The organism is Paenarthrobacter sp. YAF11_1, assembly GCF_052113445.1.
In the GTDB taxonomy this organism is placed as follows: domain Bacteria; phylum Actinomycetota; class Actinomycetes; order Actinomycetales; family Micrococcaceae; genus Arthrobacter.
Genome location: NZ_JBFRDF010000001.1, coordinates 73,896 through 86,425 on the forward strand (window position 1 = coordinate 73,896; position 12,530 = coordinate 86,425).

The following is a 12,530-nucleotide window of genomic DNA, read 5'->3' on the forward strand; positions in this document are numbered from 1 at the left end:
CGGGGGATTCGGTGGTGACCCCAGCGGGATTCGAACCCGCGTTACCGCCGTGAGAGGGCAGCGTACTAGGCCGCTATACGATGGGGCCTTGCACTTTTTATCACCGTTTCCGGCGATCAAGCTGAATGAGTATTTCATACTTTCAGCTCCGCTCCAAATCGCATCAGCGACTCGAAACTTCCGAAATTCCTGCGTGTTGACGCGGATTTTCAGAGCTGGGATACCAGGACTCGAACCTAGAATGACGGTACCAGAAACCGTAGTGTTGCCAATTACACCATATCCCAAAGTGACTTTCGGACCGGAGTTCCGCGCTTCGGTTTCCCTTGGCTTTTCCCTCCGTGCCCCTCAGCACGAGTAATGACTCTACCGGAGTCTTGTCACCTGCACAAATCGGGAGGACGTTACCTGCATCACATGATTCGCGCCGCTGGATGCGCGCCCCCAACGGCACTTGGGGCCGTGGCCAGCAACCCTGTCAGGGAGTCCACCTGGCGTCCGGTGAACTCTTCCACGACTTCTCCGGTCCTGTTCAGCCATACGCCCATCAGCCCGGCCGCACAGGCTCCGTCAGCGTCGAGCAGCCTGTTGTCCCCGACGTAGAGGGTGTCCCCCGCCGTCGTGCCCAGGAGGCGCACTCCCTCGAGGTAAATGGCAGGATCCGGTTTGGGTACGCCAACAGTATCGGTGCCCACCAGAACCTTGATCCTGGAAAGACCTGCACTGTCCAGCTTGGCGCGCTGGTAGTCGTGCACGTTATTGCTCACGGCTCCATAGGGAATGCCCGCGGCGTCGAGCGCATCCAGCACTTCTGCCACGTCGTCGAAGGCTCTCACGTACGAGGTCTGGCGCTGGTGATACTCAGAGACCCAGGCCTGTGACTCTTCGCCTTCACCGAGTTCCACACCGAAGTGGCCCAACGCAGCCCTGCCGCGAAGCAGCCTCTGTTCGTTGAAGGTCAGCTCGCCGGCCAAGTATCGGTCATAAAAGTGCGTGGTCTCATGCGTGAAGATGCGGCCGAACTTCACCCACCCGGCCTGGTCCAGGCCGGGCAGGAGATGTTCGCTGACGTCGCGCAATGCTGTGGTCATGGCGTACTCAAGGTCCACCAGGGTGTCATCGATGTCGAAGAGGACACCGCGGATAGTGCCGAAGGAGCTTGCGATCGCCATGACTGAAGCCGCCCTTAGCTGCGGAAAGCGCGGACGCGGGCCAGGGATGAATCCTTACCAAGGATCACCATGGATTCGAACAGCGGCGGAGAGATGCGGCGACCGGAGATGGCAGTGCGCACGGGTCCGAAGGCGGCCCGGGGCTTGATGCCCAGGTCCTCCACAAGAGCCTGCTTCAGTGCCGTCTGGATGTTCTCAGCCGTCCACTCCCCGATGGGCTCCAGCGCCGCCAGGGCAGCGTCAAGGACCTCGTCCAGGTTGGCAGGGAGTCCCTTCCGGGCGTCATCCGCTACGTCAATGGCGTCGTCGGCCTTGAACAGGAACGCCAGCATCTCAGGAGCCTCGCCCAGGAGGGTAATGCGTTCCTGCACCAGCGGGGCGGCCTCGGCAAGAATCTCTTCCTGCCGCGGCGTGAGGATCTCCCCTACGAACCCGGCAGCGCGGAGGTAAGGAACCAAACGCTCTTTGAAGTCCTCCGGCGCCAGCAAGCGGACGTGCGTTCCGTTGATGGCCTCGGCCTTCTTGATATCGAAGCGGGCCGGGTTGCCCAGGACATCGTGGATGTCGAAGTTGGCCACGAGCTGCTCCACCGTGAAGATGTCCTCGTCTGCGCTCAGCGACCAGCCCAGCAGGGAGAGGTAGTTCAGCAGGCCTTCGGGGATGAAGCCACGCTCCCGGTGCAGGAACAGGCTGGACTCTGGATCACGTTTGGAGAGCTTCTTGTTGCCCTGGCCCATGACGTAAGGCAGGTGGCCGAACTCCGGCATGTACGCGGCCACGCCAATGGCGTAGAGCGCACGGTACAGCGCAATCTGGCGCGGAGTGGAGCTCAGGAGGTCCTCGCCGCGCAGGACATGGGTGATCCCCATGAGCGCGTCATCCACTGGGTTCACCAGGGTGTACAGGGGGGCGCCGTTGGCGCGGACCACTGCGAAGTCGGGCACGGAGCCGGCTTTGAAAGTGATCTCGCCGCGGACGAGGTCGTTGAAGGTCAGGTCCTCGTCCGGCATACGGAGACGCAGGACAGCCTCGCGGCCTTCGGCCTTGAACTGGGCCAGCTGTTCCTCGGTCAGGTGCCGGTCAAATCCGTCATAGCCCAGCTTCGGGTCGCGGCCTGCGGCTTTGTGGCGGGCCTCAATTTCATCCGGAGTGGAGTAGGACTCATAGACATGGCCACCGGCCTTGAGCTTGGCAATGACGTCCTGGTAAATGTCGCCGCGCTGGGACTGGCGGTACGGCTCGTGCGGGCCCCCAACCTCTACGCCCTCATCCCAGTTGATGCCGAGCCACTTGAGGGCATCCAGCAACTGGTGGTAGCTCTCCTCGCTGTCGCGGGCAGAGTCCGTGTCCTCGATGCGGAAGATCAGTTTGCCGCCAGTGTGGCGCGCATACGCCCAGTTGAACAGGGCTGTACGGATCAAGCCAACGTGCGGAGTTCCCGTGGGTGACGGGCAAAAGCGGACGCGGACCGGAGTCTCGGCGTTGACGGCAGGGATGGCGCTGGAGGCAGCGTTCGACGCAGAAGCAATAGTCATAATAGTTCCAACTTTACCGCTTGGCGCCACGTCGGTTTCCCGGCTGAAAGCGCTCGACGGCGGCACTCACCTTTCGTGCGAAAGGCGGTGCCGCCGTCGGGCCTTGGCTTTTTGAGGTTTCGCTGGGAGCCTAGCGGCGGACCACCGGGTTGGACAGCCGGCCGATGCCTTCGATCTCCACCTCAAAACGGTCGCCCTCGCTGACCAGGCCGACGCCTGCCGGGGTTCCGGTCATGATGACGTCGCCCGGGAGCAGGGTGAATGCGTGGGAAACGATCGAGACGAGTTCGCGGACGCCGCGGATCATCTGGTTGGTGCTGCCGTCCTGGCGGAGCTCACCATTGAGCCGTCCCTGGATGGACAGGTCTTCGTGGTCGAGCTCGGTTTCGATCCACGGGCCCAGCGGCGCGGAGGTGTCGAAACCCTTGGCGCGGGCCCACTGGAGATCCGTCTTCTGGACATCGCGGGCGGTGAGGTCGTTGCCGCAGGTGTAGCCAAAAATGACGTCGTCCGCGCGATCCTCCGGGACGTCCTTGCAGATGCGGCCGATGACCACGCACAGCTCAGCTTCGAAGGAGACCTCCTCCGAGAACTCAGGAAGGATGATGGGATCGTTCGGGCCGATGACCGAGGTGTTGGGCTTCAGGAACAACAAGGGCTGCTGGGGAACTTCATTGCCGAGCTCCGCTGCGTGCTCGGCAAAGTTCCGGCCGACGCCAATCACCTTGCTGCGGGGAATGATGGGCGCCAGAAGCCGGACGTCCTCGAGCTTGTGCTTCACATGGGTACGTTCGACGCCGTTGAAGAACGGGTCGCCGTTGATGACAGTGATTTCCTCACTGCCGGGCTCACCGTCAACGACGCCGTAAAGGGGATCAGAATCAACTACAAACCGGGCGATACGCATGGGCTCAAGCCTACAGTCCGGTCTCAGCTTCGGAGGTAATCCAACTGCGCTGCTACTGAAGTCTCCGCCGCCCATCTGACCGAAGCGTCGACGTCGGGATAGACAGCGTCGGTGACGGCGTGTATCGACGCATCCTGACCCAGGTTTTTCAGGGCCGCCCTGATCTGGTCGAGCCGCTGTTCACGATGCTCGCGATACTCGCGGCATGTCGCATCCAACGCAGGGAGCACAGGGCCATGGGCCGGTAGGAGCGTTGCCGGCCCTATCGCCTCCAGCCTGTCCAAGCTTGCAAGATAGTCCCCCAACCGGCCGTCGGGATAATCAAGGACCGTGGTGCCGCGTCCCAGAATGGTGTCCCCTGTGAGGACTGAGCCGTGCGGGCCGTCGCCGGGGAGATGGAAGCACACGGAATCGGAGGTGTGGCCCGGGGTTGCCACGACGCGGATTTCGACGCCTCCTGCACTCAGGACTTCGCCGTCCGTGAGCGGTTCTCCCCCGTGACAGTGCTCCCGGGAAAAAGCCCGGACCGGAGCCCCGGTCAGCTGATGGAAGCGGGCCGAAGCCTCCGTGTGGTCTGCGTGGCGGTGGGTGATCAGCACGGCATCAACGGCGCCGGCCGCCGCGAGTGCCGCCAGATGCCGTTCATCGGCCGGTCCCGGGTCCACCACCGCCACGCGGCCGGAGCCTGGCGCGCCAATGATGTACGAGTTGGTGCCGTCCAAACTCATGGGTCCGGGGTTCGGGGCCAACCGGAAGCGGGTGAGTTCACTGCTGCGCTGCAGGAAGGAGTCATCGTCATTCGGTGAAGTGCCGGAAGTCGCCATTGATTCTGAAGTCACTCCCCCATCTTGACACCTCCGAAGACCCTCTCTCACATCCCACGGCCATCCCCCCATCCTTCTCTCACATCCCACGGCCATCCCCCCATCCTTCTCTCACATCCCACGGCCATCCCGCCATCCTTCTCTCACCCAGGCGCAAAAAGCGGATCGGCTCGGGGAGACAATACGGCAGAGGGCCACAAGCCCTGCAAGAGCGTCCACCCCAAACCCGAGGGAAGTGAGTGAGCGTCCGGGAAGCAGTACGGCGGCCCTTCCGCTTGATAACCAAGGGAAGGGCCGCCGTCGTGCGGTGCGTTTCGGGACGTCCGGAGGCTAGACCAGGCGGGTCAGCCAGCCGTGGGCGTCCTCGACGGTTCCGGTCTGGATGCCCAGAAGCTGCTGGCGGATAGCCATGGTGGTCTCGCCGGCCTTTGCGTCTTCGGAGCCGATGAACTCCGTGGCGTCCTTGAGCACACCGATCGGCGTGATCACGGCTGCCGTACCGCAAGCGAAAACTTCGGTGATCTCGCCGGAGGCAACGCCGTCGCGCCATTCGTCCAGGGTGATCTTTCGCTCGGTGACTTCGCGGCCCATGTCCTTGGCAACCTGGATGACGGACATGCGGGTGACGCCTTCAAGGATGGTGCCACTGAGGGCCGGGGTCACCAGGGAGCCATCCTTCATGACGAAGAAGACGTTCATGCCGCCGAGTTCTTCCACGGCGTCGTCGTTGAAGTGGTCCAGGAACAGTACCTGCTTGCAGCCGTTCGCTTCGGCTTCCTGCTGCGCGATCAGGGAGGCGGCGTAGTTGCCGCCACACTTGGCCGCACCGGTTCCGCCGCGGCCTGCACGGGCGTATTCGCGGGAGATCCAGATGGAGACGGGCTTGAGCTCGCCACCGAAGTAGTTGCCGGCCGGTGAAGCGATGACGCGGAAGGACACTTCGCGGGCAGCCCGGACACCGAGGAACGCCTCCGTCGCGATCATGAACGGACGCAGGTAAAGGGCTTCACCGTCGCCGGACGGAACCCATTCCTTGTCGGCCTGCACGAGTTCGCGGATGGCGCCCAGGAAGTACTCTTCGGGCAACTCCGGCAGGGCGAGGCGACGGGCGGACTTGTTCAAGCGCGCAGCGTTGGCTTCGGGCCGGAAGGTCCAGACGGAACCGTCAGCGTGACGGTAGGCCTTGAGGCCCTCGAAGATTTCCTGGCCGTAGTGCAGGACCGCGGCCGAAGGGTCCAGGGAAATGGGTCCATAAGGCTCGATCCGGGCATTCTGCCAACCGCCATTGCCATCGGCGTCAACTTTGTAGTCGACGACGGCGGTGTGGTCGGTGAAGTAGTCGCCGAAGCCCGGGTTCGCCAGGACGGCTGCACGCTCCTCAGCAGACTTCGGGGTTTCCGAAAGCTGCTGGCTGAATTCGACGCCATGGGCAGTCTGAGTCATGTTTCCTCCACAGTCAGCTACCTGGCAGGGCGAACCGGACCCTAAAAAGGGTGTGGTTCAGCGATGGACCAGGGAAGCAGGTAAATAATTCAACACAAGCTTACGCCTGAGTTTTGGGCCTAAAGTGCGGCCGCGATGGCATCGCCGATGGCAGCTGTGCTGCGTGGCGCGCCGGTACGGCTTTCGACGTCGGCGACTACTGCCGCCTCGATCTTGCGGGCCGCCGTGGTGTAGCCAAGGTGGTCCAGGAGGAGCACTGCGGAGAGGATGGCCGCGGTGGGATCGGCTTTCTGCTGACCGGCGATATCCGGAGCTGAGCCGTGGACGGGCTCGAACATGGACGGTGCGGTGCGGTCCATGTTGATGTTGCCCGATGCCGCAAGGCCAATGCCGCCGGTCACGGCTGCGGCGAGGTCGGTGAGGATGTCGCCGAAGAGGTTGTCGGTGACGATGACATCGAAGCGGGATGGGTCGGTCACCATGAAAATGGTGGCGGCGTCGATGTGGAGGTAGTCGTGGGTGACCTCGGGGAATTCCTGGGCCACTGCTTCAACGGTGCGCTTCCACAAGTGCCCTGCGAAAACCAGCACGTTGTGCTTGTGGACGAGCGTGACGTGTTTGCGCGAACGCTCGTTGGCACGGCGGAACGCATCGCGGACAACGCGCTCCACGCCGTGGGCGGTATTGAGGGACACCTCGGTGGCAACCTCGTGCGGCGTACCGCCACGCAAGGTGCCGCCATTGCCCACATAGGGACCTTCAGTACCTTCGCGGACCACGATGAAGTCGATGGTGCCGGGGTTGGCCAGGGGGCTGCCGACGGTGCCGTACAAGCGCGACGGTCGCAGGTTCACAAAGTGGTCCAGGCTGAAGCGGAGCTTGAGCAGCATTTCGCGTTCGATGATGCCGGAGGGGATGCGGGTATCACCCGGGGCCGCGCCGACTGCTCCGAAGAGAATGGCATCGCGGGTGCGCAGGTCGGCCAGGACCTCGTCCGGGAGGGTCTCGCCCGTCTCAAGCCAGTGCTGGGCGCCGAGCTTGTAATTAGTCAGTTCAAGGGCGACGCCTTCGGCGGCGACGGCCTTTTCGAGGACCTTGACAGCTTCGGCGATGACCTCTGGGCCAATGCCGTCGCCAGGGATGACAGCGAGATTGATGGACGTTGCACTCATAGGTCTATCTAGCCAAGCAATCCACATGCTGGTCAAAATCGTCTCATTCTGCGAACACTTAGGCCCGGAAGGAGTCAGACCACAGCATGATGCCCTCCGCGGGAACGAGCGCATAGAGTCTAAGCGTGGATAGAAGGCACGCAGTATACGAATGGTTCCGGATCAACCGCTTCATCGTGGACTTGACTGCAACGTGCCTGCTGATCCTTCTCTTCGGCCCGGTCTACCTGATCGCCGACCGCCCATGGCTCTCCCTGTTGTCCTGCAGCCTCCTGCTCCCCCTCGCCTGGCGGCGTACCCGGCCTGCCATGGCTGCCGGCGCGGTGATCGTCGTATGCCTGATCCAGTGGGCGGTGGGCGCCGAACCGGTAGCCGGGCAAATCGCCGTTCCCCTGGTCATCTACGCGACGGCGGCCTATGGGCCTGCGTGGGCCAGCCGCAGTGTCCTGATTGCAGGCCTCGCCGGTGGCGTCATGCTGACCACCCGGCTGTTCTCGACCACTGCGGAATCGGGAATCATGGGCCTCACCATCGGCACGCTGTACACCGTCCTGATCTGGATGCTGGTCTTGGTGAGCTGGACCCTTGGCGACCTCACACGCGTACGCAGGCTCCAACTTCAGGCGCTGGAAGACCGAACCCGGCGCCTCGAGGTGGAACAGGTACAGGAACGTAAACTGGCCGCCGCGGACGAGCGCTCCCACATTGCCCGGGAAATGCACGACATCGTGGCGCACTCTTTGTCCGTGATCATCACCCAGGCCGATGGAGCCCGATACGCTGCCGCCGCGAAACCCGAACTCGCTACGGAAGCGCTGGCTACCATTGCCGCCACGGGCAGGGACTCCTTGGGCGAAATGCGCAGGCTGCTGGGTGTCCTCCGCTCCGACGACGACTCCCCTACCCGCCCGCAACCGCGGCTCTCGGACCTGGACGAACTCCTCCTCGGGTTCCGTGCCGCCACCCTTCAGGTGGCTTTTGAACAGAGCGGCGTCCCCCGCCGCGCACTTCCGGCCGGAGCGGAGCTCACGGCGTATCGCATCATCCAGGAAGCCCTCACCAATGTCATGAAGCACGCTGGACCGAAGGCGACGGCGGGCGTCACCCTGACGTGGCAGGCCAGGGGCCTGCAATTGGACATCGTCGACGACGGCCGGGGCGCCGCCGCTGATCCGCCGGCATCCGGCGGTGGCAACGGCTTGCTGGGCATGGGTGAGAGGGTCTCCCTCTACGATGGTTCTTTGACCGCAGGCCCGGAGCAGGGCGGCGGTTTCCGTGTGTCCGCTTTCATCCCCTATTCGGAGGCCTAAGCCATGCCAGAAGTTCCTGCGCCCATCAGGGTGGCACTCGTTGACGACCAACAGTTGGTCCGTTCGGGTTTTGGCATGCTGATCAATTCGCAGCCGGACCTCGAAGTCGTGGCCGAGGCAGGCAATGGGATCGAGGCTGTCCAGGCCCTGTCCGCTACCGCCGCCGATGTGGTCCTGATGGATGTCCGCATGCCCGGGATGGACGGCATAGAAGCAACCCGCCGCATCCTGGAACAGGCCGCGGCACAGCCCTCCGGTTCCCAGCGGGCGGAGATCAAGATCGTGGTACTGACCACCTTTGACCTGGACGAGTATGCGCTGGCTGCCATCCAGGCCGGCGCCAGCGGATTCCTCCTGAAGGACGCTCCACCCGAAGAGCTCCTGGAGGCCATCCGCACCGTCTACCGTGGGGACGCCGTGATAGCTCCCTCCACCACCCGGCGCTTGCTGGACCATGTGGCACCGTTGCTGCGGACGCAAACACCGGAGCAGACCGAGCACGCTGCCGCCGTCGAACGCCTGACAACCCGCGAGCGCGAGGTGTTCCAACTGATCGCCCAGGGACAGTCGAATCCCGAAATCGCAGCAGGACTGTTCCTCTCCGAGGCCACGGTGAAAACCCATGTGGGGCACATCCTTGCCAAGTTGGATGCCCGGGACCGGGTGCAGGTGGTGGTCATCGCCTATGAGACAGGCGTTGTCGCCCCCGGCTCCTAGCACCTCAGACCACGGTATGAGGGACCCCGCCGGACAATGGGCCCCTGGCCCGATCCTGACGGGGTGCAGCAAAACATAGCGTGAAACCATGACAACCTTCACGCCCCTCTCCCACCCGTCAGGAACCGACCGACCCACGGGGTCCGATGATGCCCAGGCCCGCCCCGCCGTCGAGGCCCACGAGCTGACCAAGAGCTACGGCCGCGCCGATACCACGGTCACCGCGCTGAATAAGGTGTCGGTGAGCTTTGACGCCGGAAAGTTCACGGCGATCATGGGTCCCTCGGGTTCCGGCAAGTCCACCCTGATGCATTGCCTGGCCGGCCTGGATACGGCGGATTCCGGCCGGATCGTCCTGGGGGGCACGGAATTGACCGGCCTCAACGACCGTCAGCTCACCGCGCTCCGCCGGGAGAGGATCGGCTTCGTTTTCCAGGCGTTCAACCTGGTGCCCACGTTGACGGCCGAGCAGAACATCACGCTTCCGCTGGCTTTGGCGGGGACCACCGCCGACGCCGGATGGCTGGATACCGTTGTCGGCACCCTGGGGTTGAAGGACCGCCTGAAGCACCGCCCCCATGAGCTTTCCGGCGGCCAGCAGCAGCGCGTGGCAGTAGCCCGCGCCCTGTTGACCCGTCCCGACGTCGTTTTTGGTGATGAGCCCACGGGCAACCTTGACTCCAAAGCCGGCGGCGAAGTGCTGGCGTTGCTCCGCCGGAGCAGCCAGGAGATGGGCCAGACCATCATCATGGTCACCCACGATCCCGTGGCCGCCAGCTATGCCGACCGTGTTGTCCTGATGAGCGACGGCGGCCTGGTGGGCGAGATCCACGATCCCACCGCGGACTCCGTCCTGGCAGCCCTCGGCAAGCTGGGGGCCTGAGCATGCTGCGTGTTGCCGTTTCCCAACTGACGACGCATTTCCGGCGGTTCGTCGCAATCGGACTCGCGGTCATGTTGTCCGTCATGTTCCTCTCCGCCACGCTCATGGTGGGTGCAAGCACGAATGCCTCCTTGGAGGCCAGCATCGGTGAGGCGTATCGAAACGCTGACCTTGTTGCCACGTCCAAGAACGGCGAAGCGTTCACCCAGGCTGCTGTGGAGGCCGCCGCGTCCGCTCCTTCGGTGGAGGACAGCTACGCCGAGCGGTCCACCTATGTCATGTTCGAGGCCGGTGGTGGAGAGCAGTATGGGCGCTTGCGCAATGCGGCGCCCGCTTCCTTGGAGGGCGCGGTCCTGTCCTCGGGGTCCATGCCGGCAAACGCTTCGGACGCTGTGATCGACGTCAAGACGGCCGGGCATCTTGGCCTGACGGTGGGGAGCACGCTTGAGCTCCGTGGCGCCGGCCCTGTCAAGAACGCCAAGGTGAGCATTACGGGCCTCATACAGGCCACCAATGATCCTTTCTCATCGTCGGCAGCTCAATTGATTGCCTCCGAATCCGTCCTGAACGCGGTCCAGGACGCCGGTGCGGGGTATACCGGGGTGCAGTTCTCCCTCAAGTCCGGCGAGGACGTGGCCGCCGCCAAGGAGTACATCACCCGTCGCATGGAAGCTGCGGGGGCTACGGGGCCTGTGCTGGAAACAGCCCAGGAGAAGGTCACCTCCACTGTTGCCATGCTGAGCGCCGGGCAGGACCAGCTGACCATCGTGCTGCTCGCGTTCGCCGGCGTGGCCATCCTTGTCTCCACTTTGGTGGTGGCCAACACGTTCTCCGTTCTTGTGGCGCAGCGAACCAGGGAGTTGGCGCTCCTGCGCTGCCTGGGTGCCGGGCGGGCACAAATCCGTGGGTCCGTCATGCTCGAAGCCCTGGTGGTCGGTTTCCTTTCCTCTGTACTGGGTGTCCTGGCGGCCACGGGCCTGATGACCGGGTTGATCGCCTGGGCCAAGTCCCAGCCTGAGCAGGCGTTCGCGACGCTGGCTGTACCTCCGTCGGCCATAATCGCCGGCTTGGTGGCAGGAACTCTGTTGACCGTGGTCGCGGCGTTGGTTCCCGCCAAGGCGGCTACCGCCGTCGCTCCTCTTGCCGCCTTGCGGCCCAGCGATGACGCGTCCGTCAGGAACAAACGCGGCAAGGTACGCCTGGTCCTGGGCCTGGTAGCCCTGCTGGGCGGAGCAGCAGCGCTGGTGTACGGCAGCGTAAACGTATCGCTGGGCGTTGCTCTGCTGGGCGGTGCTGCCTCGTTCGTCGGCATTCTCCTCTGCTCCACGCTCTTCATCCCCACTGTGGTTGCACTGGCGGGCCGGCTTGCCGCGCCCGCGGGAGTGCCGGGCAAGCTCGCGGCCGTGAATGCCACGCGCAACCCCGCCCGCACCTCGGCGACCGCGGCTGCGCTGCTCATCGGCGTCACGTTGGTCTCGCTCATGATGACGGGTGCGGCCACATCCCGGCAGGCCTTCAACGACACCTTGGCCGAGAACTACCCTGTGGACCTTTCGGCCCAGACTGCAGTGGATGGTTCAGGTGACCACGGGCAGGCCATTGCCAGGATCAAGGCGCTCGACGGCGTCAGCGCTGCGGTCATGCTGCAGCCGGTGGGGACACTGGGAGATTCCGCTGCACCGGACGGCGGCATGACCATCTACGGCCTTTCCGCCGCAGACGCGGCTTCTGTGCTGCGCGACAACAACCTGAAGCCGGGCACGGGCACCGTCTACCTTCCAGAGGACTCTCCAGAGGGAACCGCGACCGTCTCGACCACGGGAGGCACTGTTTCGCTCGACACCAAGGTGCTGCGGACCCGCCACGTCCCGGCGTTTGTGGAAAGCTCCAGCATCGCTGCGTCCCCACTGCCGGGAACGGCATCCATGGTGTGGGTGAAGCTGGACGACTCCGTGTCCACGGACCGGGTTCAGGCTCTCCAGAAAGACATCGCCGCAGCATTGGGTGTGCAGGAGCGAACTGTCAGCGGGGCTGCGATCGAGCGGGTGACGTTCAACAGCATCATTGATGTGCTCTTGTTGGTTGTCACCGGATTGCTCGGTATCGCCGTGGTGATTGCGCTGATCGGCGTGGCCAACACCTTGTCCCTCTCGGTCCTTGAACGGACCAGGGAGAACTCCCTCCTCAGGGCCCTTGGCCTCACCAAGGGCCAGCTGCGCGGCATGCTGGCCATCGAAGCCGTGCTCGTCGCCGGGGTGGCCGCCATCATGGGTGCAGGCATGGGCATCGTCTACGGATGGCTGGGGGCGCAGGCAACCCTCGGAGGCGTGGCCAGCGTTGTTCCGGCCGTACCGTGGCTGCAACTGGCCGCGGTCTTTGGGGTGGCCGTCGTGGCAGGACTCCTGGCGTCGGTGATCCCGGCCCGGCGCGCCGCACGCCTCTCCCCCGTCGAGGGCCTGGCCACTGCCTAAGGCAGCAACGCTCTCTCACATCACCACACCAAACGAGAATCGCTCTCTCACTTCCCGCCGTTAAACTGACGGGAAGTGAGAGAGCGATTCCTCTTT

At 64.1% G+C, this 12,530-nt stretch carries 10 protein-coding genes and 2 tRNA genes; 4 read left to right on the forward strand and 8 right to left on the reverse strand.

The window, feature by feature from the left end:
- Positions 1–12 precede the first annotated feature (12 nt).
- From AB4Y77_RS00360 to AB4Y77_RS00395, 8 genes are all read right to left on the reverse strand, one after another.
- Positions 13–88, reverse strand: a tRNA-Glu gene (locus AB4Y77_RS00360).
- Positions 89–215: 127 nt separating this feature from the next.
- A tRNA-Gln gene (locus AB4Y77_RS00365) sits at positions 216–287 on the reverse strand.
- A gap of 126 nt (positions 288–413) precedes the next feature.
- Entirely contained in the window at positions 414–1,172 is a 759-nt protein-coding gene (locus tag AB4Y77_RS00370) for an HAD family hydrolase (protein ID WP_311213428.1), read from the reverse strand.
- 14 nt (positions 1,173–1,186) lie between these two features.
- Positions 1,187–2,707: a glutamate--tRNA ligase gene (gltX, locus tag AB4Y77_RS00375; RefSeq protein ID WP_442012651.1), complete on the reverse strand. Its 1,521-nt coding sequence runs from the start codon at positions 2,705–2,707 to the stop codon at positions 1,187–1,189.
- Between the two features lie 130 nt (positions 2,708–2,837).
- Positions 2,838–3,614 (reverse strand): fumarylacetoacetate hydrolase family protein, encoded by a 777-nt coding sequence (locus AB4Y77_RS00380; RefSeq protein ID WP_311213430.1) that lies wholly within the window; start codon positions 3,612–3,614, stop codon positions 2,838–2,840.
- Positions 3,615–3,637: 23 nt separating this feature from the next.
- A complete protein-coding gene (locus tag AB4Y77_RS00385) occupies positions 3,638–4,438 on the reverse strand; it encodes an MBL fold metallo-hydrolase (RefSeq protein ID WP_442013039.1) in 801 nt (266 codons plus the stop codon).
- Positions 4,439–4,768: 330 nt separating this feature from the next.
- Positions 4,769–5,881 (reverse strand): branched-chain amino acid aminotransferase, encoded by a 1,113-nt coding sequence (locus AB4Y77_RS00390; protein WP_442012652.1) that lies wholly within the window; start codon positions 5,879–5,881, stop codon positions 4,769–4,771.
- 119 nt (positions 5,882–6,000) lie between these two features.
- Entirely contained in the window at positions 6,001–7,053 is a 1,053-nt protein-coding gene (locus AB4Y77_RS00395; protein ID WP_442012653.1) for a 3-isopropylmalate dehydrogenase, read from the reverse strand.
- Positions 7,054–7,178: 125 nt separating this feature from the next.
- Here AB4Y77_RS00395 and AB4Y77_RS00400 point away from each other — a divergent pair, with 125 nt between their 5' ends.
- The 4 genes from AB4Y77_RS00400 to AB4Y77_RS00415 all read left to right on the forward strand — a co-directional run bounded on the left by AB4Y77_RS00400 (position 7,179) and on the right by AB4Y77_RS00415 (position 12,434).
- A complete protein-coding gene (locus AB4Y77_RS00400) occupies positions 7,179–8,363 on the forward strand; it encodes a sensor histidine kinase (protein WP_442012654.1) in 1,185 nt (394 codons plus the stop codon).
- Between the two features lie 3 nt (positions 8,364–8,366).
- Positions 8,367–9,080: a response regulator gene (locus AB4Y77_RS00405; RefSeq protein WP_442012655.1), complete on the forward strand. Its 714-nt coding sequence runs from the start codon at positions 8,367–8,369 to the stop codon at positions 9,078–9,080.
- An 88-nt stretch (positions 9,081–9,168) separates the two neighbouring features.
- A complete protein-coding gene (locus tag AB4Y77_RS00410; protein ID WP_442012656.1) occupies positions 9,169–9,963 on the forward strand; it encodes an ABC transporter ATP-binding protein in 795 nt (264 codons plus the stop codon).
- Between the two features lie 2 nt (positions 9,964–9,965).
- Positions 9,966–12,434 carry an ABC transporter permease gene (locus AB4Y77_RS00415; protein ID WP_442012657.1) on the forward strand — a complete coding sequence of 823 codons (2,469 nt, stop codon included), beginning with the start codon at positions 9,966–9,968 and terminating at the stop codon, positions 12,432–12,434.
- The last annotated feature ends 96 nt before the right edge of the window (positions 12,435–12,530 follow it).